22 protein-coding genes are annotated in these 23,314 nt (G+C 73.8%); 16 read left to right on the forward strand and 6 right to left on the reverse strand.

Annotated features, from left to right (window positions below):
• Positions 1-110: 110 nt before the first annotated feature.
• Positions 111-920: a DUF1684 domain-containing protein gene (locus tag BIV01_RS03425; RefSeq protein ID WP_071301925.1), complete on the forward strand. Its 810-nt coding sequence runs from the start codon at positions 111-113 to the stop codon at positions 918-920.
• A 197-nt stretch (positions 921-1,117) separates the two neighbouring features.
• Here the strand turns inward: BIV01_RS03425 and BIV01_RS03430 are convergent, their stop codons facing one another.
• Together BIV01_RS03430 and BIV01_RS03435 are read right to left on the reverse strand one after the other, a co-directional pair.
• The gene (locus BIV01_RS03430) at positions 1,118-1,678 is read right to left on the reverse strand and encodes a histidine phosphatase family protein (protein WP_071301993.1); all 561 of its coding nucleotides are present in this window, start codon (positions 1,676-1,678) and stop codon (positions 1,118-1,120) included.
• A gap of 4 nt (positions 1,679-1,682) precedes the next feature.
• Positions 1,683-2,399 (reverse strand): MgtC/SapB family protein, encoded by a 717-nt coding sequence (locus BIV01_RS03435; RefSeq protein WP_083295328.1) that lies wholly within the window; start codon positions 2,397-2,399, stop codon positions 1,683-1,685.
• Positions 2,400-2,496: 97 nt separating this feature from the next.
• Between BIV01_RS03435 and BIV01_RS03440 the strand changes: the two genes are divergently transcribed.
• The 13 genes from BIV01_RS03440 (at position 2,497) to BIV01_RS03500 (ending at position 17,882) form a co-directional block, all read left to right on the forward strand.
• A complete protein-coding gene (locus BIV01_RS03440; RefSeq protein WP_083413738.1) occupies positions 2,497-3,981 on the forward strand; it encodes a reverse transcriptase family protein in 1,485 nt (494 codons plus the stop codon).
• An 81-nt stretch (positions 3,982-4,062) separates the two neighbouring features.
• Positions 4,063-5,286, forward strand: coding sequence for an acyl-CoA dehydrogenase family protein (locus BIV01_RS03445; protein WP_071301926.1), 1,224 nt, complete (start codon positions 4,063-4,065; stop codon positions 5,284-5,286).
• 141 nt (positions 5,287-5,427) lie between these two features.
• Complete coding sequence (locus tag BIV01_RS03450) at positions 5,428-6,195, forward strand: LLM class flavin-dependent oxidoreductase (protein WP_071301927.1); 768 nt, start codon at positions 5,428-5,430, stop codon at positions 6,193-6,195.
• Positions 6,192-7,466, forward strand: coding sequence for an LLM class flavin-dependent oxidoreductase (locus BIV01_RS03455; protein WP_071301928.1), 1,275 nt, complete (start codon positions 6,192-6,194; stop codon positions 7,464-7,466). The genes BIV01_RS03450 and BIV01_RS03455 overlap by 4 nt, the downstream gene beginning before the upstream one ends.
• Positions 7,467-7,589: 123 nt before the next feature.
• Entirely contained in the window at positions 7,590-7,967 is a 378-nt protein-coding gene (locus BIV01_RS03460; protein WP_071301929.1) for a carboxymuconolactone decarboxylase family protein, read from the forward strand.
• A 31-nt stretch (positions 7,968-7,998) separates the two neighbouring features.
• Positions 7,999-9,189, forward strand: coding sequence for an LLM class flavin-dependent oxidoreductase (locus BIV01_RS03465; RefSeq protein WP_071301930.1), 1,191 nt, complete (start codon positions 7,999-8,001; stop codon positions 9,187-9,189).
• Positions 9,186-10,541, forward strand: a complete 1,356-nt coding sequence (locus BIV01_RS03470; RefSeq protein WP_071301931.1) for an NtaA/DmoA family FMN-dependent monooxygenase — start codon at positions 9,186-9,188, stop codon at positions 10,539-10,541. Before BIV01_RS03465 ends, BIV01_RS03470 begins: the two co-directional genes overlap by 4 nt.
• Positions 10,538-11,560: an LLM class flavin-dependent oxidoreductase gene (locus tag BIV01_RS03475; protein ID WP_071301932.1), complete on the forward strand. Its 1,023-nt coding sequence runs from the start codon at positions 10,538-10,540 to the stop codon at positions 11,558-11,560. The genes BIV01_RS03470 and BIV01_RS03475 overlap by 4 nt, the downstream gene beginning before the upstream one ends.
• Positions 11,557-12,600 carry an ABC transporter permease gene (locus BIV01_RS03480; protein ID WP_083413745.1) on the forward strand — a complete coding sequence of 348 codons (1,044 nt, stop codon included), beginning with the start codon at positions 11,557-11,559 and terminating at the stop codon, positions 12,598-12,600. The genes BIV01_RS03475 and BIV01_RS03480 overlap by 4 nt, the downstream gene beginning before the upstream one ends.
• Positions 12,597-13,487, forward strand: coding sequence for an ABC transporter permease (locus tag BIV01_RS03485; RefSeq protein WP_071301934.1), 891 nt, complete (start codon positions 12,597-12,599; stop codon positions 13,485-13,487). The genes BIV01_RS03480 and BIV01_RS03485 overlap by 4 nt, the downstream gene beginning before the upstream one ends.
• Positions 13,484-15,130: a dipeptide ABC transporter ATP-binding protein gene (locus BIV01_RS03490; RefSeq protein ID WP_071301935.1), complete on the forward strand. Its 1,647-nt coding sequence runs from the start codon at positions 13,484-13,486 to the stop codon at positions 15,128-15,130. Before BIV01_RS03485 ends, BIV01_RS03490 begins: the two co-directional genes overlap by 4 nt.
• The gene (locus BIV01_RS03495) at positions 15,127-16,749 is read left to right on the forward strand and encodes an ABC transporter substrate-binding protein (protein WP_071301936.1); all 1,623 of its coding nucleotides are present in this window, start codon (positions 15,127-15,129) and stop codon (positions 16,747-16,749) included. The genes BIV01_RS03490 and BIV01_RS03495 overlap by 4 nt, the downstream gene beginning before the upstream one ends.
• The gene (locus BIV01_RS03500; protein ID WP_071301937.1) at positions 16,746-17,882 is read left to right on the forward strand and encodes an LLM class flavin-dependent oxidoreductase; all 1,137 of its coding nucleotides are present in this window, start codon (positions 16,746-16,748) and stop codon (positions 17,880-17,882) included. Before BIV01_RS03495 ends, BIV01_RS03500 begins: the two co-directional genes overlap by 4 nt.
• Positions 17,883-17,969: 87 nt before the next feature.
• Here the strand turns inward: BIV01_RS03500 and BIV01_RS03505 are convergent, their stop codons facing one another.
• The 3 genes from BIV01_RS03505 to BIV01_RS03515 are packed head-to-tail and all read right to left on the reverse strand — an operon-like array spanning position 17,970 to position 20,878.
• Complete coding sequence (locus BIV01_RS03505; protein WP_071301938.1) at positions 17,970-18,983, reverse strand: transporter substrate-binding domain-containing protein; 1,014 nt, start codon at positions 18,981-18,983, stop codon at positions 17,970-17,972.
• A 36-nt stretch (positions 18,984-19,019) separates the two neighbouring features.
• Positions 19,020-19,793 carry an amino acid ABC transporter ATP-binding protein gene (locus tag BIV01_RS03510; protein ID WP_071301939.1) on the reverse strand — a complete coding sequence of 258 codons (774 nt, stop codon included), beginning with the start codon at positions 19,791-19,793 and terminating at the stop codon, positions 19,020-19,022.
• On the reverse strand, positions 19,793-20,878 hold the full coding sequence (locus tag BIV01_RS03515; RefSeq protein WP_071301940.1) for an amino acid ABC transporter permease: 1,086 nt from the start codon (positions 20,876-20,878) through the stop codon (positions 19,793-19,795). Before BIV01_RS03515 ends, BIV01_RS03510 begins: the two co-directional genes overlap by 1 nt.
• 132 nt (positions 20,879-21,010) lie before the next feature.
• Between BIV01_RS03515 and BIV01_RS03520 the strand changes: the two genes are divergently transcribed.
• Entirely contained in the window at positions 21,011-21,262 is a 252-nt protein-coding gene (locus tag BIV01_RS03520; protein WP_071301995.1) for a DUF4287 domain-containing protein, read from the forward strand.
• Positions 21,263-21,309: 47 nt separating this feature from the next.
• On the forward strand, positions 21,310-22,281 hold the full coding sequence (locus tag BIV01_RS03525) for a hypothetical protein (RefSeq protein WP_071301941.1): 972 nt from the start codon (positions 21,310-21,312) through the stop codon (positions 22,279-22,281).
• A gap of 410 nt (positions 22,282-22,691) precedes the next feature.
• On the opposite strand, the gene BIV01_RS03530 is transcribed toward BIV01_RS03525, so the two are convergent.
• Positions 22,692-23,264: a GIY-YIG nuclease family protein gene (locus BIV01_RS03530; RefSeq protein ID WP_071301942.1), complete on the reverse strand. Its 573-nt coding sequence runs from the start codon at positions 23,262-23,264 to the stop codon at positions 22,692-22,694.
• Positions 23,265-23,314 lie beyond the last annotated feature (50 nt).

A 23,314-nucleotide genomic window follows, 5' to 3' on the forward strand; every position in this document is an offset into this window, starting at 1 on the left:
CGGTGCGCGTCCGACGCGCACCGCGCCTCCCGAGCCGGTCGCGTGCACCGCGTGACGTCCGGAGACGGCGTGCGTCGCCACCCGGCCGTGACACGACGTACCGTCGTGGCATGACCACGACGACGCCGACCGCAGCCGACTTCCGCTCCGAGTGGGCCGTGTGGCACGACGCCCACGAGGCGGCCCGCGCGAGTGCGCACGGCTTCCTCGCGATCACGAGCATCCGGTGGCTGACGGGCACGCCGGAGCGCTTCGACGACGCGCCCGGGGAGTGGTCGACCTCGGAGGCGGGACCGGTCGTCACCCTCGACGACGGCGAGTCGATCGAGGTCGACGGCCTCGCGGTGACGGGCACGCACCGGTTCGGTCCGCTCCCCGAGCGGTCGAGCACGACCATCGCGTGGCAGGACGGCGACGAGCGGGTCGTCATCGAGGTCGCCCGGCGTGGTGGCAGTGACGTCCTCCGACCGCGGCACCCCTCGAACCCGACGCGGACCGGGTACACCGGGACGCCGTCCTACTCGCCGGACCCGTCGTTCGCGGTCGCGGCGCACTTCGAGCCGTTCGACACGCCGCGCTCGGTGACCGTCGGGTCGGTGGTCGACGGGCTGCAGCACGTGTACGAGGCGCCGGGCGTGCTGACGTTCGACCTCGACGGTCCGCGGTCACTCCTCGCGTTCAACGGGTACGGCGACGGGTTGCTGGTGCTGTTCACCGACCGGACGAGCGGCGTGACGACGTACGCGGCCAACCGGAGCCTGGACGTCCCGGCGCCGGACGCGTCGGGCGCGACGACGATCGACTTCAACCGGGCGACGAACCTGCCGTGCGCCTACACGCCGCACGCGACGTGCCCCTTGCCGCCGGCGGAGAACCGGCTCGACGTCGCGGTGGAGGCGGGGGAGCAGCTGCCGGCGTGAGGCGGCGGGGCGGCGCGACGCGGCGGCGCGGCGCGGGGTGCAAGGCGCGCGGTGTTCGACACCGCACCACCGGATCGACGCGCGGAACGTCGCACCATGCACGTGCATCGGATGCGCGGGCATCGTCCGACACTCCACCAGGTGATCGACGGGTGCGATGTCGCAGCATGCACACGCACCCGCGGGCGACGCCCGGCTCAGGGCACCTCGACGCGGGCCCAACCACTCGTCGCCCGCCACGCGCCCGGGTCGAACGAGAACACGCTGCCCATCCCCGGCTGGTCGAGCGCACGGGTGACCGGCACGCCCCGCAGGTCGGCGAGCAGCAGCGCCCCGACCGCACCGTGCGACACGATCGTGACGTCGCCGGCGTCGGTCAACGCCCACACGGCACGGACGATGCGGTCCTGGGCGTCGACGGCGCGCTCCCACCTGCGCACCGAGTCCTCCGGCGTGGCGAAGAACGCGTCGACGACCCCGTCGAACTCCGCGGGCGGCAGGTAGCCCGTCGCGCTCCGGTCGATCTCGCCGAGCGCGGGGTCCGACGAGGGCACGAGCCCCACCGCCTCCGCGAGGATCGCCGCCGTGTCGACCGCCTTCTGCTCGGTGCTCGACACGATCCGCTGGACCCCGGGGTGCCAGGCGACGGCCGCGGCTCCGGCAGCGCGGGCACGCCCGTCGGGGGAGAGCCCCCACGACTCGATCGGCCGCGAGGGGTCGACGACCACCTCGGCGTGGGTCAGGAAGAACGACGGCACGATGTCACTCCAGGTCGTCGGCGGCCGACGGGTCGACGACGCGCACACCGTCGACCTCGCCGATCCGGGCGATGAGCAGGGACCCCTCGGCACGGCCGGCGACGTCGATCCGGACCGCGGTGGCGTCGACCCGGTCGGTGTCCTGCCGCACGAGCCGGGCGACCCGCCACCCGCCGGCCGTCGCGAGGGCGAGCACGTCCGGCAGCACCCCGCGGCCGGCGTCGTAGACCACGTCGAGCGTCATCGACTGCTCGGCGGAGCGGGACAGCGCCCGGACGATCGCGGTGTAGCCGAACACGACGACGAAGTGCAGTGCGGTGACGACGAGTGCGAGCAGCCAGAGCCCGGCACCTGCGGCCATGCCGATCGCCGCGGTCTCCCACACCGCGGCAGCCGTGGTGAGGCCCCGGACGGCTCCGCGTCGGGTGAGGATCAGCCCGGCGCCGAGGAACCCGACCCCGGAGACGATCTGCGCCGCGACGCGCGAGGGGTCGAGCACGACGTGGTCCGGCACGAGGACGTCGCTGAACCCGTACTTGCTCACGAGCAGCATGAGGGCCGACGCGGTCCCGACGATCGCCTGCGTGCGGATGCCGGCGCTCTTCGACCGGAGCTGCCGCTCGAGGCCGATGAGCGACGCGAGGGCGAACGCGAGCAGGACCTCGCCGATCTGGACCCACCCCTGTCCGGCGAGGGGCTCCGTGAGCTGTTGGATCGTCACGCCGACCGACGATACGCCGGCACCCGGCGGACGGGAGGCGCGGTGCGGGCCCGACCTGCGCCTCCCGTCCGTCAGCGGGTCGCCGTAGGGTGAGCGCGTGGAGTTCCCGGGGGAGGCGGCCGACGCGCGCGACGCGTCGACCTCTCCGGGGTCACCCCGGGGCACGCAGGACCAGCAGGACGACACGCCCCGAGCGGGACGGCGCGCTCCGCGCGCGACGCCGCACGGAGGCACCGACGGGTCCCCCGGGAACCCCACGCCCCTGACCGTCGTCGCCGGTGCCCTCGCCGACGCGTTCCTGACCGCGGAGCACTGGGGACCGGACGACCTGACCGCCGCCGGCTGGGCGGTGGTCGGCGTCGAGCGCGCCTACGTCGGGCTCGCGGTCGCAGCGGCCCTCGCCGCACACCCGCGACCACCGGTCGACGCACCGCGACAGCTCGCGGCGGTGCTCGAGGCGTCGCCGCGCCTCGCCGAGCTGCACCGCGCACGCGAGGCGCGCCGACCGGTCCGGGTCGTCGCGCGCCGGGCGACCGCGGTCCGGGCACGTCCGGAGACCGCGAGCCGACTGCTCGTCGACACGCTGCCCGAGCTCGCGCGCGAGCTCGACCTCACCGTCGGGCGGCTGCTCTGGCTCGCGGACACCCGCTCGTGGAACCGGCGACCGGGGCCCTCGAGCCCGCTCCACCACCACCGCTGCGAGTGGATCCGTCGACCCGGACGCACGCCGCGGCTGCTCGAGAAGCCGATGGACATGCTCCGCCGGACGCAGCGGACCATCCTCGACGAGCTCCTCACCGCGCTGCCGGTGCACGACGCGGCGCACGGCTTCGTCGGCGGTCGGAGCGTCGTGACCGGAGCCGCGGCGCACACCGGGCGGCAGATCGTCGTCACGGCCGACCTGACGTCCTTCTTCGCGAGCGTCACCGCGCCCACCGTGTACGGGGTCTTCCGCGCGGCGGGCTTCGCGGAGCCGCTCGCACACGTCCTCACCGGGGTGTGCACGCACCGGGTGCCGGTGCACGTCCTCAGCGCGATGCCGGACGGCGGCAGCCCCGAGGAACGGCAGGCGCTGCGCGCGATGCTCCGCGAAGCCCACCTGCCGCAGGGCGCGCCGACCTCACCGGCGCTGGCGAACACGGCGCTCCGGCACCTGGACGCACGGCTCGCGGGGTGGGCGGCCTCGGTCGGCGCGGTCTACACCCGGTACGCCGACGACCTGACGTTCAGCGGTGACGAGCGGCTCGCGGCCCGACCGGACGCGTTCCTGCGCGGGGTCGACCGGATCGTCACGGAGCAGGGACTCCGGTTGAACCCGTCGAAGACCCGGGTGCGGCGACGGGGCACGCGGCAGTCGGTCACGGGGGTCGTCGTCAACGACCGGACGTCGCCCGGTCGGCGCGAGGTCGACCGGCTGCACGCGATCCTGCACAACGCCGCCAAGCACGGTCCGGCGTCGCAGAACCGTGCTGGGCACCCCGACTTCCGAGCGCACCTGCTCGGGCGGATCGGGTGGGTCGAGCAGGTCCACCCCGGACGCGCACGGCGCCTGCACGAGGAGTTCGCCCGCATCACGTGGTGATCCCGGGCCGTCCCCGTGCGGGTGTGACGCCGGGTTGCAGCGGGCACGGGCACGACGCCCGACCGCCGGTAGCGTGCCGCCATGTGCCCGAGTGAGATCACGGCCGACGCCCGTTACGAGGAACTGATCGCGCCGCTGCGACCGGTGATCGAGCGGATCGCCCTCGACGCCCGGCAGCGGGAACGCGAGGAACGGCTCGCCACCGACCAGCTCGGCTGGCTCGTCGACGCCGGGTTCGCGCGCTGGCGCACCCCGGTCGCGTGGGGCGGGGTCGGGGCACGGCTGTCGGACGTGTTCCGGGCGGTCGCCGAGATCGCCGAGGTCGACCCGAACCTCGCGCACGTGTGGCGGAACCACTTCTCGTTCATCGAGGACCGGGTGCACGCCGAGGGGAGCGCCTCCGACCGGGCGATCGTCGAACGCCTCGGCGGTGGGGAATTCGTCGGCGGTGGGTGGAGCGAGACGCCGAACCCGGCCGGAGCGGACATCAGCACGCGGCTCACCCCGGACCCGGACGGCGGCTGGCGCGTCACCGGCCGGAAGTTCTACTCGACGGGGAGCATCTACGCCCGGTGGATCACGGTGCTGGCGCTCGACGACGCCGGAGCACGGTTCGTCGCCCTCGTGGACGCCCGCGACCCGGGCGTGCGGATCGGGGACGACTGGGACGGGTTCGGCCAGCGGATCACCGGCAGCGGGAGCGTGACGTACACCGACGTGCACGTGCCCGACGAGCGGGTCCTGCCGTACGCGACGCGCTACCCGTACCAGGAGCAGTACTACCAGACGGTCATGCACGCGATCCTCGTCGGCATCGGGCGTGCGGCCCTCCGCGAGGGGATCGAGGCGCTGCGCTCCCGGCAGCGCGGGCACCACAACGGCACGACCACGGACCCGACCGCCGACCCCGAGCTGCTCAGCACGATCGGCACCGTCGCGGCCCGGGTGTACGCCGCCGACGCCGCGTTCACCGCGAGCCTCGGACCGGTGGACGCCGCCGTCGACCGCCACACCGGACTCCGGGCCGCCGGGGCGGACCCCTCGACGGACCCGGTGCTGCGCGACGCGCTCGAGCGGAGCTGGATCGCGGTCGCCCAGGCGCAGACGGTGGTCACCGACGCCGTGCTCGACGCGACGACGCTCGTGTTCGACGCCCTCGGGTCGAGCGGCACGTTCCGCTCCCTGGGGCTCGACCGGCACTGGCGGAACGCCCGGACCCTGGCGTCGCACAACCCGCGCGTGCACAAGCGGCGCATCGTCGGGGACCTGCTCGTGAACGGCGCCAGCCCGCTCGACCGCGTGTAACCCGCCGTCACGAGGCGCAACCGGACGACACCTGCACCCGCCGGGGCCGCGCTGCCCCGTACGGTCGTCGGCAACGGCCCGCCACGGACGCTGGGGAGGCGACGGTGGCGGGCCGCTCTGCACGCGTACGGAGGGACCACCGTGACCGAGACACCCGCACCGACCATCGTCGCCGTGCCGGACGGCGACCTCGCCGCCGCCGTCGCCCGACCCGGTGGGATCGCCCGGCTCGCCGACCGGATCCGTGCCTCGGGCGCCGCGGTCGTCGCGATCGGCACCGACCGCTTCGACGCCGAACGCGGTCGTGGCCACCGGCTCGACCCGACCACCGCGGCGCTCGCCCTCGGCCGTGCCCTGCCCACGCACGGGCTGCTCGTCGCCGCGGCCCCGACCCGGGAGCACCCGTACAACGTCGCCCGCCGGGTGCTGTCCCTCGACCACGTCCTGGACGCCCGGGTCGGTCTCGTCGTCGGAGCGCGGGACCACGGCCTCCCGGCGACGGGGGAGCAGCACGACCCGGCCGAGTTCGCCGAGGTGGTGCGCGGCCTCTGGCGGACGTGGCCGCTCGACAGCATCGTCGGCGACCGCGCAGCCGGCCGGTTCGCCGACACGACCCGGATCATCCCGCTCGACCACGACGGCGGGCCGGACGGGTACCGGGTCCGGGGGCCGTTGACGACGCCGTCGAGCCGGCAGGGCGAGCCCGTCCTCGCGGTCTGGCACGACGTCGCACACGAGGGTGCCGACCTGGTGCTCGGCGGAGCCGCGCGCCCGCTCGTCCCGTTGCCGGGCGGGGCCGGTGCGTCCGAGCCGAGCCGCGCCTCCCGGACCCCGACCGGCCCCGGTGCCCACCGGCGGACGCTGCGTGACCTGCTCGGTCTGCCGGTCCCCGCGCCGGTCGGCGCATGAGCGCCGACGCCGACGCCGGGCTCGTCCTCGGCGTCAACCTGCAGGGCTTCGGCCAGCGACCGGCGGCCTGGCGGACCCAGGACGTCGAGCCGACCGACCTGCTCACCGCCGGGTTCTGGGAGGACCTCGGCCGGACCGCCGAACGCGGGCTGCTGGACATGGTGTTCTTCGCGGACCACCCCGCGCTCGGCGACCCCAACGTCCGCGCGTACGGGCTGCTCGAGCCGTTCGTGGCGCTCGGGGCGATCGCCGACGCGACCACGCACCTCGGACTCGTCGGGACGGCGTCGACGACCTACAACGACCCGGTCGACCTCGCCGAGCGGCTCCTCTCCCTCGACACCGTCTCCGGGGGCCGCGTGGCGTGGAACGCCGTGACGACCTACGACCGGTCGGTGTCGGCGAACTTCGGCGTCGCGACGAACCCGGAGCGACCCGAGCGGTACGCCCGTGCCGGCGAGGTCGTCGACCTCGTGCAGGCGCTCTGGCGGTCCGCCGCCACCGGGGTGCCCGTCGACCACCACGGCGAGTTCACCGAGTTCGCGGGGGCGATCACCGTCCCGCCGTCGGCGCAGGGACACCCGGTGGTGTTCCAGGCCGGGGGATCGCCGCACGGAAGAGACCTCGCCGCGCGCGTCGCCGAGGGCGTGTTCGCCGTCGAGCTGACGCCCGAGCCCGCCCGGGAGCACTACCGCGCCGTCAAGCAGGCGGCCCGGACGTACGGCCGGCGGGCGGCGGACGTGGCGATCGTCCCGGGGCTGTCGCTCGTGCTCGGCAGCACCGAGGCCGAGGCGCAGCGGCGGTTCGACGAGCTCGAGGCCCTCGCCCCGGACGGCTACTCCCTGCGGGCGCTCGGGACCCACCTCGACGCCGACCTCACCGACCTCGACCCGGACGCGCCGGTCCCCGCGGCGATCCTCGACCGCGAGGTCGACCCCGTCACCTACGGCCCCTCGCTCGGGTACCACGAGACCGTCGTGCGCTGGGTCCGCGCGCACAACACGTCCCTGCGAGAGGTCCTGCGCGGCTTCGGTGGCTACGGCGCCCGGATCGTCGTCGGCACCCCGGAGCAGGCCGCCGACACCATCGAGGAGTGGTACCGGACCGGGGCCGCCGACGGCTTCAACCTGATGATCGACGAGTTCCCGCGCGGCCTCGAGACCGTGGTCGACGAGCTCGTCCCGATCCTGCAGCGGCGCGGTGTGTTCCACCGCGAGTACGAGGACGTCACGTTGCGCGGGCGGCTCGGTGCGCGGGCGCGCGAGCTGTAGGGCGCCCACCGCGTGACGCCGTGTGACGTGGCGACCGGGCTCGCCGCGTCACACGGGGCAACGCCCGGTCACGCTCCGCAACACCCGTCGTGCCCAGGCCCGGTCGGTCATAGCGTCGCCACCATGACCGACTACCTCGACCGCGAGCACGACAAGACCTTCACGAAGGTCTACAAGCAGCAGACCCCGGACATCCTCTCGGCCTTCGTGCAGTTCGACGAGTCGGTGTTCCGGGCCGAGGGTCGCGAGATCCCGCTGAAGTACCGGGAGCTCATCGCACTGGCGGTCGGCATCACCACGCAGTGCGTCTACTGCATCGACGGCCACAGCCAGCGCGCGGTCACGGCCGGCGCGAACGAGGCCGAGCTCGCCGAGGCCGCCTGGGTCGCCACGGCCATCCGCGCCGGCGGCGGGTTCGCCCACGGCCGCCTCGGCTTCAAGTTCGGCGCCGACGCCGCGGCTCCCTCCGCCTCCGCGACCTCCGCGTCGCACCAGCACTGACCACCGACCACACCCGACGGAAGCGCACCCCATGCCCGACCGCATCACCCTCGTCACCGCCCTGCAGGGCGCCGGCTGGCACCCCGCCGCCTGGCGCACCGCCGGCCCCGCGGCGCAGCGCCTCACCAGCCTCCGGCACTGGCGCGACGTCGTCGTGGAGCAGGACCGCCTCGGCGTCGACGCCGTCACGATCGAGGACTCCTTCACCGCCGGTCCAGTGGACGCGGCGGGCGACCTCGACACGAGCACGGTCGTCGGCCGCCTCGACGCCCTCCTCGTCGCGAACGCGGTCGGCCCCGCGACGCGCGCGCTCGGTCTGGTGCCGACCGTCTCGGTGACGCACACCGAACCGTTCCACGTCGCCACGGGCCTCCAGACCCTCGACCACGTCTCGCAGGGGCGAGCCGGGTGGCGGATCCAGGTGAGCCCGACGGCCCGCGAGGCAGCGCTCTTCGGGCGCCGTCCCGGCGGCGACGAGGCGTCCGTCCTCTTCGACGAGGCGCGCGAGGTCGCCGAGGTCGTCTCGCGACTCTGGGACAGCTGGGACGACGACGCGATCATCCGCGACGTGACCACCGGCCGGTTCATCGACCGCGACCGCATCCACAACGCCGCGTTCGCGGGGTCCTTCGTCTCGGTCCACGGCGCGTCGATCGTGCCGCGGTCGCCGCAGGGCCGTCCGCCGGTCTTCTCGCTGGCGCACCGCGCCGACGCGGCCGCGTTCGCGGTGGACGCTGCGGACGTCGTGCTGGTCACGCCCGGGTACGACGGACGGGAGGCGCGGGACCTGCTGTCGGAGATCCGTCACCTCGAGCAGGTGGCCGGCTCGGACGTCCGTCGTCCGGTCCTCGCCGACCTCGCGGTGCTCATCGGGTCGTCGTCGGCCGCCGCCGCCGACGCGCTGGCCTCGCTCGACACGGCTGCCGGTGCCCCGTACGCGTCGACGTCCGACACGTCCGTGCTGGCGACGACCGTGCCCGAGCTCGTGACGCTCATCGGGGACCTGCGGGACCTCGGGTTCGCCGGTGTCCGACTCCGCCCGCTGCGCATCCCGCTCGACTCCGCGGCGATCGCCCGCGAGCTCGTCCCCGCGCTCGTCACGGCCGGCCTCCGTGCCGACGTGGCCTCGCGTCCCACCGCCGACCTGCGCACGCGGCTCGGCATCGCCCCGGCGGTCAGCCGGTACGCGTCCGCATCCGCCCCCGTGGAGGTCTCAGCATGAGCGCCAAGCGTCAGGTCCACCTCGCCGCCCACTTCCCGGGCGTCAACAACACCACGATCTGGAGCGACGACCGGGCCGAGAGCCAGATCGCGTTCTCGTCGTTCGAGCACTTCGCCCGGAACGCCGAGCGCGGGCTGTTCGACTACCTGTTCCTCGCCGAGGGCCTGCGGCTCCGCGAGCAGAAGGGGCGCATCCACGACCTCGACGTCGTCGGGCGCCCGAACACGCTCGCGGTCCTCGCCGCCCTCGCCGGGGTCACCGACCACATCGGGCTCGTCGGCACGCTGCAGACCACGTTCAACGAGCCGCTCGAGCTCGCGAAGCAGCTCGCGACGCTCGACCACCTCACCGACGGACGCGCCGGCTGGAACGTCGTGACCAGCTCGGACGCGTTCCACGGCGCGAACTTCCGTCGTGGCGGGTTCCTGGACCACGCCGACCGGTACACGCGGGCGGCGGAGTTCATCGAGCTGTCCCGCGAGCTCTGGGACTCGTGGGAGTCCGACGCCGTCGTGGCCTCGGGCGTGTTCGCCGACCGCTCCCGGATCCGCGACGTCGACCACCACGGGCCGCAGTTCGACGTGACCGGGACGTTCCCGGTGCCCCGGAGCCCGCAGGGGCACCCGGTGGTCGTGCAGGCCGGCGACTCCGACGAGGGGCGCGACCTCGCCGCGGCGCACGCCGAGGTGATCTTCTCGCTGCACACCGAGTTCGACGACGCGAAGTCCTACTACGACGACGTCACGGCGCGCCTCGAGCGCGTCGGCCGCTCGAAGGACGAGCTGCACATCCTGCCCGCGTCGACCTTCGTCCTCGGAGACACCGCCGCGGACGCCGCCGAGCGGGCCCGGGCGATCCAGCGCGCCCAGGTCAGCCCGGCAACGGCGATCGCGTTCCTCGAGCAGGTGTGGAACCGCGACCTGTCCGGGTACGACGTGGACGGCCCGCTGCCCGACGTCGAGCCGGACCTCGAGGGCGCCGCGATCACCCGCGGCCGCGCACGGCACACCCGCGACGTGCCGGCACTCGTGCGGTCGTGGCGCGACCGCGCCGAGGCCGAGCACCTGTCCATCCGTGAGCTCGTCATCGCGGTGTCGACGCGCGGCGGGTTCGTCGGGACGCCCTCGCACATCGCGGCCGAGATCGACCGCTACGTCCAGGAACGCGCGACGGACGGCTTCGTCGTGGTCCCGCACACCAACCCGTACGGCCTCGACGAGTTCGTCGACACGGTCGTCCCGCTGCTGCAGGAGCGCGGCGTGTACCGGGAGTCCTACACCGAGGGCGCGACGCTCCGCGAGACGCTCGGTCTGCCCGGGACCATCCGGGACCGCCGGGGGGTGCTCGCGTGACGGTGCGCAGCCTGTCGATCCTCGTGCCGGGGAACTTCGCGGACGACGCACCCGTCGACGGCCTCGAGGCCACGCTCGACCTCTTCGCCACGGCGGAGCGGCTCGGCGTCGACGGCGCCTGGGTCCGGCACCGTCACCTCGAGCACGGCATCGGGTCGGCGGCGGTGTTCCTCGCCGCGGCCTCGCAGCGCACGAGCGCGATCGAGCTCGGGGTCGCCGTCGTGCCGATCGGGTGGGAGAGCCCGTTCCGCCTCGCCGAGGACTTCTCGCTCGCCGACGTCCTGTCGCACGGGCGGGTCCAGGTCGGGCTGTCGACGAGCGCCCCGCACGAGGACATCCTCGGCGACCTGGTGTTCGACGGCGACTGGCGCTCCTTCGACCGCGGCTACGGACGGGTCACCCGATTCGTCGACAACCTGCGCGGGGACTTCCTCGGCGGGGACGACACGGTCATCCAGAGCCCCGGCAACGTCCAGCGCCCGCGGCTGCAGCCCTACGCACCGGGGCTCGTCGACCGGGTCTGGTACGGCGGGGGATCGCTCCGGTCGGCCGCCTTCGCGGGCAGCGCCGGGCTCAACCTGCTCATCGGCAACCTCACCTCGGGCGAGGGCACGGACGACTACGGCACCGCCCAGCGGAACCAGCTCGCCGCCTACCGCGCCGCGCTCCCGTCCGGCCGGACACCCCGCGTCGCCTGGGGACGATGCGTCGTCCCGACGGACTCGGCCGACCGCGTCTCGCGCGAGCGCTACCGGACCTGGTACGAGTCGCGTCTCGACCGGCAGAGGGCACCGCAGGGTCCCCGGCGCACCCTGTTCTCGGCGGACCTCGTGGGATCGGCCGAGCAGATCGTCGAGCAGCTCGTCCACGACGCCACGCTCGCCGAGGTCGACGAGTTCCGCATCGAGCTGCCGTACGAGTTCGCCGGCGACGAGTACGAGCAGATCGTGTCGGACGTCGTGTCGAGGGTCGCGCCGGCCCTCGGGTGGGTACCAGCGCGGACGGTGGTGGCGGCGTGACCCGGTACGTGCTCTCGCGCATCGGGCAGGCGGTGCTCGTGCTCTGGGCGGCGTGGACGATCTCGTTCTTCGTCCTCTACGTCCTGCCGAGCGACCCCGCCCGGATCATGCTCGGTCCGGACGCCACCGACGTGACGCAGGCGCAGCTCGACGCGCTCCGCCACCAGTACGGACTCGACCAGCCCGTGCTCGTGCAGTACTTCCAGCACCTCGGTTCGCTGCTCACGGGCGACCTCGGCCGCTCGATCGGCGTCGGACGACCCGTCACCGAGGTCATCGGCGAGGCCGTCGGTCCCACCGCGCAGATCGCCGTCGTCGGCCTGCTGCTCGCGATCGTGTTCGGCGGCGGGCTCGCGGTCCTCGCGACGTGGACCCGGAACCGCGCCCTCGGGCAGTTCCTGCTGCAGCTGCCGCCGGTCGGTGTCGCCGTCCCGGGCTTCTGGTTCGCCCTGCTGCTCGTGCAGTGGTTCTCGTTCGGCCTGCACGTGTTCCCGGCGTTCGGCGGCGAGGGACCGTCGTCGGTCGTCCTCCCCGCGATCACCCTGGCGCTGCCGACCGGCGCGACGATCGCCCAGCTGCTGTCGAAGTCCCTGGTCGCGACGCTCCGTGAGCCGTACGTCGACACCGCGTACGCCAAGGGCGCCGGACGCTGGCGGGTGCAGCTCCGGCACGCGCTGAAGAACGCCGCGCTGCCGGCCCTCACCGTGACCGGCCTCATCGTCGGACAGTTGTTCTCCGGCACCGTCGTCACCGAGACGGTGTTCTCCCGCCCGGGCCTCGGCCGCGTCACCGCGACCGCCGTGCAGGGGCAGGACATCCCCGTCGTCCAGGGCATCGTGCTCGTCGCCGCGGCGATCTTCGTCGTCGCGAACCTCGTCGTCGACCTCGTGTACCCGCTCCTCGACCCGCGTGTCGTCCTGGCCGGGAGCCGCCGGAAGCTCCGGGAGCAGGACGGCCCGACACCGGGCGGCGGCACGGGCGACGCCGCAGGTGCCACCACGGGCACCACCGCCCCGACACCCCAGGGAGTCCCCGCATGACCGAGACCACGCAGCTCGCGATCGGCCGTCCCGCGTCGCTCGTCTCCGACCGCGTCCCCGGCGGCGCGACCGCACTCCGGGGCGTCGTCGCCCGGCCGACCCTCACGCTCGCCGTGCTCTGGCTCGCCCTGGTCGTCCTCGCCGCGCTGCTCCCCGGCGCCCTGACCCACCTCGACCCGCTCGCCGCGGAACCCGCCGTGAAGCTCACCGCGCCCGACGCCGCACACTGGTTCGGCACCGACCAGCTCGGCCGCGACCTCTACGCCCGCGTCGTGCACGGCACGGCGCTCACCCTGCAGGCGGCGATCCTCGCGATCCTCATCGGGCTCGTCGGCGGCTCGGTGGTCGGGCTCCTCGCCGGGTTCGTCGGCGGGGTGGTCGACACCGTGCTCATGCGCGTCGCGGACGTCCTGCTCGCCATCCCGAGCCTGCTGCTGTCGCTGACGATCGTGACCGTCCTGGGCTTCGGCACCGTGAACGTCGCGGTGGCGGTCGGCGTCGCGAGCATCGCCACCATCGCCCGGATCATGCGCTCCGAGGTCGTCCGGGTCCGCACCGCCCCGTACGTCGAGGCGGCCACGGCGAACGGGAACCGCTGGTGGCGGGTGCTGCTCGTGCACGTCCTGCCGAACGCGGCCGGCCCCGTGCTCGTCCTCGCCGCGCTCGAGTTCGGCACCGCGATCCTCGCCGTCTCCAGCCTGAGCTTCCTCGGCTACGGCGCCCAGCCGCCGGCACCGGAGTGGGGCTCGCTCGTCTCGACCGGCCGCGACTTCATCGCCACCTCGTGGTGGCTGACGACCATCCCCGGTCTCGTCATCGCGGTCACGGTCCTCGCCGGCAACCGCGTCGCCCGGGCACTCGACACCGAACGGCGGGCCGTCCGATGAGCCTCCTCAGCATCCGCGACCTCACGGTCGCGTACGGCCACGGCCGGCACGCGCGGACGGCGCTGCACGGCGTCTCCCTCGACGTCGGTCGCGGCGAGCGCGTCGCGATCGTCGGCGAGTCCGGTTCGGGCAAGTCGACGACGGCGCACGCGGTCCTGCGGCTCCTACCCGCAGCGGCCGAGCTGACGGGAGGCACGGTGCGGCTCTCCGGGACCGCCGCCGGTTCCGCGGACCTCGACCTGGTCACCGCGTCCGACGCCGAGGTCCGTCGTGTCCGCGGCGTCCGGATCGGCTTCGTGCCGCAGGACCCGACCGTCTCGCTCAACCCCGTCACGCGCATCGGTCGGCAGGTCGCCGAGGTGCTCGAGATCCACGGGATCGCGACCGGGGCCGACGCCCGCCAGCGCGCCGTGGAGGAGCTCCGTCGCGCCGGGATCGACCGTCCGGAACTGCGCGCGGAGCAGTACCCGCACGAACTCTCCGGCGGCATGCGGCAGCGAGTGCTCATCGCCATCGCGTTGATCGGCGACCCGGAGCTCCTCGTCGCCGACGAGCCCACGAGCGCCCTCGACGTCACCGTGCAGCGGACGATCCTCGACCACCTCGACCGACTCGTCGCCGAGCGGGGGACGAGCGTCCTCTTCATCACGCACGACCTCGGGGTCGCCGCGGACCGGGCGGACCGGATCGTCGTGATGTCCGAGGGACGGATCGTCGAGCAGGGCACCCCCGCCGAGGTGCTCGGCGCTCCCCGCGAGGCGTACACCCGCGCGCTCATCGCCGCGGCGCCCAGTCTCGACGACGTGACCGTGTCCGTGGGGGCCGACCCGCGCCTCCCGTCCGGCAGTGACGACCCGCTCGTCGTCGCGACGGGCCTGCGGAAGTCCTTCGCCCGCGTGGCCGCCGTCGACGGCGTCGACGTGACCGTCCCGCGCGGCCGCACCCTCGCGCTGGTGGGGGAGTCCGGGTCCGGGAAGTCGACCACGGCGCGCCTCGTGCTCGGTCTCGAGCGCGCCGACGCGGGCACCGTCCGGTTCGACGGCGACGACGTGACCGCTGCCCGCGGTGCGGCGCTGCGGGCGTACCGGCGCCGCGCGCAGATCGTGCAGCAGAACCCGTACGCGGCCCTGCACCCGCGACTGTCGGTCGGGTCGATCATCGCCGACCCGCTCGCGGCGTTCGGGATCGGCACCCGGCGGTCGCGTGCGGCCCGTGCGGCGGAGCTGCTCGACCTCGTGGCACTGCCGGCATCGGCGGCGGGGCGGCGACCGTCGGAGCTGTCGGGCGGCCAGCGGCAGCGCGTCGCCATCGCCCGGGCGCTCGCGCTCGACCCGTCGTTCGTCGTCCTGGACGAACCGGTCTCGGCGCTCGACGTGTCCGTCCAGGCGCAGATCCTCGACCTGCTCGCGTCGCTGCAGGAGACGCTCGGCGTCTCGTACCTGTTCATCTCGCACGACCTCGCCGTCGTCCGCCGCATCGCCCACGAGGTGTCCGTCCTCCGGGGCGGGCGCGTGGTCGAGCACGGCGCTGTCGCCGAGGTCCTCCACCACCCGCAGCACGAGTACACCCGTGCCCTGCTCGACGCGATCCCCGGACGATCCCGGCGTGTCGCGCCCCTCACCCCCTCCGAAGGAGTCTCATGACCATCCACCGCACCCCGATCCGTCTGGTGGCCGCGATCGCGGCCGGCACCGCGGCGGCCCTGGTGATGGCCGGCTGCTCGTCGGGCGGCACCGCGTCGTCGTCCTCGTCGAAGCCCGTCGACGGCGGCTCGCTGACCTACGCGATCGCCAACGACCCGATCACGCTCAACCCGACCGGGACCGGCGCCGGCAACGACACCCTCGCCATCACCCGGCAGCTCGTCGACTCGCTGCTCTGGCAGGACCCGTCGGACGGCTCGCTGAAGCCCTGGCTGGCGACGAAGTACTCGGCGAACGCCGGAGCGACCGCGTTCACGTTCGACCTGCGCTCCGGTGTGACGTTCTCCGACGGGTCGGCCTTCGACGCCACCGCCGTGAAGGACACCTTCGACGACATCGCGAAGGCCGGGGCGTCCAGCACCGCCGCCGCGTACTTCTCGGGGTACCGGGAGACGAAGATCGTCGACGACGACACCGTCGAGGTCGACTTCACGACGCCGAACGCCGCGTTCCCGAACGCCACCGCGTCGGTCGCGCTCGGCATCGTCGCGCCGAAGACCACCGAGACGCCGTTCGAGGACCGGGCCGACGGCACGGCCGTCATCGGGACGGGGCCGTTCACGCTGTCGTCGTACACGAAGAACACCTCCACCGTCCTGACGAAGCGCAAGGACTACGACTGGGGCCCGGCCGCGCGGTCGAACACCGGCGCGGCGCACCTGTCGAAGGTGACGTTCCAGGTCGTCCCGGAGGCGAGCGTCCGCACCGGCAGCCTGCAGTCCGGCCAGCTCGACGCGATCAGCAGCGTGCAGCCGAGCGACGTCGACACGCTGCGGTCGCAGTACGAGCTCGTGACCCGCGCCAACCCCGGGCAGGTGTTCGGGCTCACGTTCAACCAGAAGCGCCCGCTCGTGTCCGACCTCGTCGTCCGCAGGGCGATCGCGCAGGCCGTCGACCCGAAGACCGTCCGGGACACGTCCCTGAACGACCTGTTCGAGGTCGCGACGTCGGTGCTCGGCTCGACCACCCCCGGGTACACCGACACCTCCTCGGCGATCTCGTACGACCCGGCCGCGGCCGACCAGGCGCTCGACGAGGCCGGGTGGAAGACCGGCTCCGACGGCATCCGCGCGAAGGACGGCCAGGAGCTGCGGCTCAAGCTCATCTGGATCACGAACTTCGGGCCGAACCAGACCTCGCTCGAACTCATCCAGCAGGAGCTGCGGAAGGTCGGCGTCGGTCTGACCCTCGAGAGCGGCACCGTCCCGCAGTACCTCGCCAACACCACGAGCGGGGACTGGGACCTCGCGTGGGACAACAGCTCCCGCGCCGACGGCGACGTCCTCCGCTCGAAGTTCTCGAGCGACGGCGCCCAGTCGATCGGCGCCGCCGACGGCACGCTCGACGCCCTGTTCACGAAGGAGCTCTCGCAGTCGTCCGCCACCGAGCGTGCGGCCACGTTCGCGGCGATCCAGGAACGGATCGCGTCGCAGGTGGACTTCGTCCCCGTGCACGAGCTCACCAGCATCATCGCCACCACGAAGGACGTGCACGGCATCGCGTTCGGCGCGGACACCCGCCTCGACCAGCTCACCGGCGCCTGGACGGACGCAGCATGACCGCCGTCCCCCTGTCCGTCCTCGACCTCGTCCCGGTCAGCGCCGGGTCCACCGCCGCGCAGGCGCTGCACCGCACGATCGACCTCGCGCAGCACGCCGAGCGTGCCGGGTACGCCCGGTACTGGCTCGCCGAGCACCACCTCAACCCGGGTGTCGCCGGCAGCGCACCGAACATCGTGATCGGGGCCGTGGCCGCCGCGACCTCGACGATCCGCGTCGGCAGCGCGGCGACGCTGGTCGGCAACGTCCGCGGACTGCAGATCGCCGAGACCTTCGGCACGCTCGCCGCGCTGTACGGGCCGCGCATCGACCTCGGTCTCGGCTGGTCCGGTGCCCCCGCACCCGGTGCCCCGAAGCCGCGGTCGCTCGCCCCGCGCGAGGACGAGGTCGTCGACGGGCTGCTCATCCCGGCACCGTTCGACTTCCGGATCGCCCCGCGCAGCCGGTTCGCGCTGCAGGGCGAGCTGCTCGGTCGCGTGCCGGGCGACGTCGACCGGTTCGAGGGCGAACTCGACCTGATCCGGGCGCTGTTCGCCGGGACCTGGTCGCACGACGGCGCGGTCGTCGAGGCGCCGCCCGCCGCCGGCACCCCCGTCGAACTCTGGATCCACGGCTCCACCGGGGGTGCGAGCGCACGGGCCGCCGGCGCGCTCGGCCTGCCCTACGGCGCGAACTACCACACGTCGCCGGGCACGGTCCTGGCGTCGGTCGAGGCGTACCGCGACGCGTTCCGCCCCGGCGTGCTCGACGCGCCGCACGTCATCGTGTCGGCGGACGTCGTCGTCGGCCGGGACACCGACGAGGCGTCCGGACTCGCCCTCGGCTACGGCCAGTGGGTGCACTCCATCCGCTCCGGCGTCGGGGCGATCGAGTACCCGACGCCCGAGTGGGCCCGTCAGCACCCGTTGGACGACGCTGCGGCGGCATCGGTCGCGGACCGCATCGCCACGCGGTTCGTCGGCGATGCGGGCACGGTCGCGGACCAGCTCGAGACGCTCCGCCGCGCCACCGGGGCGGACGAGCTCCTCGTCACGACGATCACGCACGACCACGACGCGCGGGTGCGCTCCTACGAGCTGCTCGCGGCCGAGTGGGCGCGGCGTGCCGAGCAGGCGGTGCCGGCCGCGGTCTGAGACGCGGCGGGCCGACGGACGGGAGGCGCGGTGCCAGCTGGCACCGCGCCTCCCGTCCGTCGTGTGCGCGCGTCCCGCGCGTGAGCGTCAGCTGGCGTCGAGCGGCAGGCCCTCCGGGTTGAGCTCGGACTGCTTCACGGCCTCGTTCGACAGGTTGTAGGCCGTGAGCCACTTGGCGTACGTGCCGTCGTCGATGAGCTCGTTGATGGCCTCCTGGACCGGCTTCGCGAGCCCGTCGCCCTTCTTGGTGGTCGCCGCGATGAGCCCCTGCAGGTCGGCGCCGGCACCCGAGTACGTGCCCGCGGTCGTCGTCGCCTTCGCCGTCCCCGCGTTCTGCTTGTTCTGGTAGGCGATCGTCGGGTTCGGGCCGAGGTAGCCGTCGACCTTGACGGACTGCACGGCAAGGAGCTTCGCGTTCGCGTCCGGGTAGTACTTCACCGTGATGGTCTTGCCCTGCTTCGCGAGGTCGGCCTTCCACCCGAGCAGGATCTTCTCCTGGTTCGTGCCGGAGTCGGTGGCGATCGTCTTGCCGGCGAGCACGGACGGGTCTCCGTCGAACCGCAGGGAGCTGCCCTGCTTCACCTGCAGGGCGAGGTTGTCCTGGCGGTACGAGGCGAAGTCGTACTTCTCCTTGCGCTGCTCCGTCACGGTGATGTTCGACAGGCCGACATCGACCGATCCGCCGTCGATGCCGACGAACAGGTTGTCCCACGTGGCGTTCTTCACCTGGGGCTCGAGGCCGAGCTTCGCCGCGACGAGACGGCCGAGGTCGGGCTCGGAACCGGTCAGCGTCTTCTGGTCGTCGCCGGTGAAGGCGAGGGGCGGGTACCCGGACGGCAGGGCCCCGATGCCGATGACGAGCTTGCCGGACTGCTTGACGTCGGCGGGGAGCTCGTCGTGGAGCTTCGAGTCCTCCTGCACGGAGACCTTCGTCTCGGTCGCGGCGCCGTTCGAGGCGGCGCCGATCGTGACGGTGCCGTCGTCCGAGCCGGTGCCGGCGCTGGCGTTCGCGGCGCAGCCGGCGAGGGCGACGACGACGCCGGTGGCGAGGACGAGGGCGCCGGCGCGGTGCCGCCAGCGGGAGGGGGTGATCGGGGACATGGTTCTCCAGGGGTCGGGTCGGAACGGGTGGGGAGTTCAGCGGACGCGGGACAGGAAGTCGCGCGTGCGGGGGTGCTGCGGGTCGTCGATGAGCTGCGCCGGTGGGCCCTGCTCGACGATGCGGCCGTGGTCGAGGAAGACGACGTGGTCGGCGACCTCGCGGGCGAAGGCGACCTCGTGCGTGACGATGACGAGCGTCGTGCCGGACTCGGCGAGGTCCGTGATCACGCCGAGCACCTCGCCGACCAGTTCCGGGTCGAGCGCCGAGGTCGGTTCGTCCAGCAGCACCACCGAGGGCTCGAGCGCCAGCGCCCGGGCGATCGCCACGCGCTGCTGCTGCCCGCCGGAGAGCTGGCGCGGGCGGGTGGCTCCGCGGTCGCCGAGGCCGACGCGTTCGAGCAGCGTCTGGGCCCGGGCCTTCGCGGTGGCGGCGGGGACACCGGAGGCGATCGGGCCCTCGGCCACGTTCTCGAGCGCGGTGAGGTGCGGGAACAGGTTGAAGTGCTGGAACACGAACCCGATCCGGGAGCGCTGCCGCAGGATCAGGCGCTCGGGCAGCTCCTTGTAGCGCGGGACCCCGTCGCGGCCGGTCCGCACCCGGACGCCGATGGTCTCGCCGCCGACGGTGACGACACCGCGGTCGAGGGGTTCGAGGTGGTTGATCGCCCGCAGCAGCGTGGACTTGCCGGACCCGGACGGGCCGAGGATCACGGTGACGCTCCCGGACGGCAGCGACAGGTCGATGCCGTCGATGACGACGTTCTCGCCGAAGGCCTTCACGGCGCCGTGGATGCCGATGGTGGCGCTCATCAGATGGCCTTCCCGTCGTTCTGGCCGGACGCGACCACGCGGTCGGCGGCGACCGCCTGTGCAGCGCGTGCCGACGAGGAGGGGCGATCCGCGCCTCCTGGGCCTCCCCGGCCGCGCCCGGGACCGCGGCGCACCGCGGACCGGAGCCGCTGGAACGGCGTCGGCGGGAGCGCGCGGACCGAGCCGCGCGCCGTCCATCGCTCGACGTAGTACTGGACGATCGACACCGCACTCGTGAGCGCGAGGTACCAGATCGTCGCCACGACGAGCAGCGGGATGATGTCCGTCGGGTACGTGCTCGACAGGTTCTGCACCACGCCGAACAGGTCGAGGAGCGACACGTAGAACAGCAGCGAGGACGCCTTGAGCAGGCCGACGATCTGGTTGACGAAGGCCGGCACGATCGAGCGGAGCGCCTGCGGCAGGATGACCCGCACGAACTGGCGGCGGCGGGGGAGCCCGAGGGCCTGCGCGGCCTCGTGCTGGCCGTGGTCGACGGCGAGCACGCCGGCGCGGACGATCTCCGACGCGTAGGCGATCTCGCTGAGGCTCAGTCCGATGACGCCGATCGCCAGGTCGCCGAGGACGTTCGCGGTCGGGACCTCGAACTGCGGTCCGAACGGGACGCCGATGCCGATGGTCGGGTACAGCGACCCGAGGTTGTAGAGGAAGACGAGCACCAGGATGAGCGGCACCGAACGGAACAGCCACACGTAGCCCCAGGCGAGCCCGGACAGCACCGGGTTGCGCGAGAGCCGGCCGATCGCCACGACGATGCCGCCGGCGAAGCTGATCACCGCGCTCAGCGCCGTCGCGACGAGGGTGAGCTGCAGGCCGGTCAGGATCGCCGGGCTGAACAGCCACTTGCCGACCGCCGGCCAGCCCCACTGCTCGTTGGTGAAGAGCGTCTCGACGAAGTTCAGGAGGACCACGAGGACGACTGCCGCGGCGATCCACCGCAGCGGGTGGCGCAGCGGGACGACGGGGCGGTCGAGCGCGGCGCGTCCGGCGGCGTCGATGGTCGCGTCGGTCGTGCTTCCGGCCGTGCTTCCGGTCGGGCGCTCCGTGTCGGTGGTCTGGGTCATGTCGCGACCGTAGGAGGTGCGCCGAGGCGCGACAACGCCGCGCGAAACACATCGGCACGGGAGGGAACCCGGCGTCACACGCGAGGATCGGATGACGCTCTGTGACGCGGGACGGCGGCTATCGTGACCCCCATGACCGCACACCGCGTGACCGCACCGGAGCCCTCGGCCGACGGCAGCAAGCCGAAGGGGCCGGCGTCGTACTTCCCGAGCATCGAGAAGACCTACGGGCGTCCGGTGCAGGAGTGGCTCGACCTCGTCGCGGACCGGCTCGACGGCCAGAAGCACATGGAGGTCGTCGCCTGGCTCAAGACCGAGCACGGCATGGGACACGGGCACGCGAACGCCCTCGTCGGCTACGTGCGGAACGCCCTCGCCGACTGATCCCCGTCGCCGTGGCGGTTGTCGGTGGTGCTGCCTAGCGTGACAGCGTGGCCGAACCCGTCGACGCGTGGTGGCGCCGCCGACAGTGGTCGCGCGGCGTGGCGGTGCCCTACGCCGTGGGGGAGTTCCGTGCCGAGTGGTCCTCGTACCCGGTGCTCGTCCGGCAGTACCACCCGGAGTGGAACCACGGCGTCGTCCTCAGCCAGGTGCCACCAGCTGCCGAGGTCCTGTTGACGTGGGAGTGCGACGTCGGGCACGTGTTCGTCGCGACCCCGGGTGAGCAGCGCTCCCGTCCGGGTCGTGAACGACGCCGGTCGGTCTGGTGCCCCGAGTGCGCCGTCCAGGCCCAGCCGCAGCGCTGGCCCGTGCTGCCCTCCGACTGGCCGGCCGCGGTGCCGGTGCCGCAGCGGGTCGTGCGGGTCACCGGTCGGCAGACCCTGCCCGCGGCTCCGGCTCGAGGGACACCGGCCGGTGCTGTGGCGTCGACGCGGTCCCGTCCTCGTCGCCCGGAGCCCGGTGCACCCCGCCGGCCCCGGCCCCCGGCCGTCCCGCGGTCGATCTGCCCGAAGACGCCGCGGCTGCCCTCGGGGGAGTCGTTCACGAGCGGGTGCGCCCCGGCGACGGCCTCCGCGGTCGAGGCCGAGCTCCGTGCCGCCCTCGCCGAGCGGTTCGCCTTCACGTTCGACCACTCCGCGATCCGCCTCGACCGACCGTTCTTCGACCACGTCGAGGTCTGGCCGGACATCATCCTGCCGGAGCTCCGCGTCGCGATCGAGTACGACTCCACCGGACGCCACGGCCTCGAGCACGTCGGACCCCGGCAGGAGACGGACCGCCGGAAGGACCGTGCCGTGCGCGGTGTCGGGTGGGAGGTCGTCCGCATCCGGACCGGGCGGCTGCAGGCGCTGGGGCCGTACGACCTCGAGGTCTCCGGGATCTCCGGCCGGACGATCGCGCGCCTGGCCGACACGCTGCGCGAGGTCCGCGGCGCCCTCTTCGTCGACGCGTACGCGCGCTGACGCGCTGGCGGCCGGGCGTCGGCGCCGCACAACCGAAGTGCGCCGGAACCGCGGATTCGACGTGCCGTGCGTTGTGCGCAGCACCCGCCCGCCGCCGGCCGCGCCGCGTCGAACCACGGAAACGACGTCGAACCGCGTGCGACAGCTGGTGCGACGTCGCTTTCGCGGTTCGACGCGCGGGAGGAGCACGCCTTCGCCCGCCGCACAACCACAGTGGGCTGGAACCGCGGTTCCCCGCGGTTCCACGTGCCTTGCGTTGTGCGCAGCACCCACCGCCCGCCGGCCGCGCCGCGTCGAACCACGGAAACGACGTCGAACCGCGTGCGACGGCTGGTGCGACGTCGTTTTCGTGGTTCGAAGTGCGCCCCCGGGCGCCGCCCGCCGGCCGCCGCACCGCACCGCGCCGCGCGTCACCCGCGCAGCGCCAGCGCCTCGCTCCGCCACCGGGCGTGCAACTCCCACGGGTCGCTCACGCCCGCGGCCACGACCGCGACGTGCTCGAGCAACTCCGGCGTCACCCAGAACCACTCCGTACCGGGGTACCGCGACCCGGCGAACTGCGCGTGCCGCCGCCGCTCGAGGGTCCGGTCGCCGCGCTCGAACCCGAGGAGGTCCTGGTGCGGGATCGCCGCGAGCCGCTGCCGCGGGTTCGCCGTCGTCCCGATCTTGATCCGGTCGCCGAAGTCGTCCCGCATCCGCAGGTAGTACACGACGTCGACCCGCGGGGGAGCGAGGTCCCCGTCCGGCACGTCGCCCCAGCGCCACTCGCACGTCGCACACACCGCACCCGACGGGAAGCGCACTCCGACCCGCGACCCGCACACCGGGCACGGGCCGGGCAGCACGTCCTCGATGCCGACGTGCTCGGCGGCGGCGTCGACCACGAGGGCGACGTGCCCGGCGCACAGCGGCACCGCGGGCGCCGCCGACCCCGCGACCGCACCGGCGTCGCAACCGGGCGCGCAGCACGAGAGGGCGACCATGCCGGGAACGCTAGCCCGACCCACCGACGTCAGCCGCGCCTCCGGGCCCG

The organism is Curtobacterium sp. MCBA15_013 (assembly GCF_001865095.1).
In the GTDB taxonomy this organism is placed as follows: domain Bacteria; phylum Actinomycetota; class Actinomycetes; order Actinomycetales; family Microbacteriaceae; genus Curtobacterium.

Excerpts from the sequence above, each read along its gene's own strand:
- BIV01_RS03425 (WP_071301925.1), top strand. The coding sequence starts at position 111 with ATGACCACGACGACGCCGACCGCAGCCGACTTCCGCTCCGAGTGGGCC.
- BIV01_RS03445 (WP_071301926.1), top strand. The coding sequence starts at position 4,063 with ATGTGCCCGAGTGAGATCACGGCCGACGCCCGTTACGAGGAACTGATC.
- BIV01_RS03455 (WP_071301928.1), top strand. The coding sequence starts at position 6,192 with ATGAGCGCCGACGCCGACGCCGGGCTCGTCCTCGGCGTCAACCTGCAG.
- BIV01_RS03460 (WP_071301929.1), top strand. The coding sequence starts at position 7,590 with ATGACCGACTACCTCGACCGCGAGCACGACAAGACCTTCACGAAGGTC.
- BIV01_RS03465 (WP_071301930.1), top strand. The coding sequence starts at position 7,999 with ATGCCCGACCGCATCACCCTCGTCACCGCCCTGCAGGGCGCCGGCTGG.
- BIV01_RS03470 (WP_071301931.1), top strand. The coding sequence starts at position 9,186 with ATGAGCGCCAAGCGTCAGGTCCACCTCGCCGCCCACTTCCCGGGCGTC.
- BIV01_RS03485 (WP_071301934.1), top strand. The coding sequence starts at position 12,597 with ATGACCGAGACCACGCAGCTCGCGATCGGCCGTCCCGCGTCGCTCGTC.
- BIV01_RS03490 (WP_071301935.1), top strand. The coding sequence starts at position 13,484 with ATGAGCCTCCTCAGCATCCGCGACCTCACGGTCGCGTACGGCCACGGC.
- BIV01_RS03495 (WP_071301936.1), top strand. The coding sequence starts at position 15,127 with ATGACCATCCACCGCACCCCGATCCGTCTGGTGGCCGCGATCGCGGCC.
- BIV01_RS03500 (WP_071301937.1), top strand. The coding sequence starts at position 16,746 with ATGACCGCCGTCCCCCTGTCCGTCCTCGACCTCGTCCCGGTCAGCGCC.
- BIV01_RS03505 (WP_071301938.1), bottom strand. The coding sequence starts at position 18,983 with ATGTCCCCGATCACCCCCTCCCGCTGGCGGCACCGCGCCGGCGCCCTC.
- BIV01_RS03510 (WP_071301939.1), bottom strand. The coding sequence starts at position 19,793 with ATGAGCGCCACCATCGGCATCCACGGCGCCGTGAAGGCCTTCGGCGAG.
- BIV01_RS03515 (WP_071301940.1), bottom strand. The coding sequence starts at position 20,878 with ATGACCCAGACCACCGACACGGAGCGCCCGACCGGAAGCACGGCCGGA.
- BIV01_RS03520 (WP_071301995.1), top strand. The coding sequence starts at position 21,011 with ATGACCGCACACCGCGTGACCGCACCGGAGCCCTCGGCCGACGGCAGC.
- BIV01_RS03530 (WP_071301942.1), bottom strand. The coding sequence starts at position 23,264 with ATGGTCGCCCTCTCGTGCTGCGCGCCCGGTTGCGACGCCGGTGCGGTC.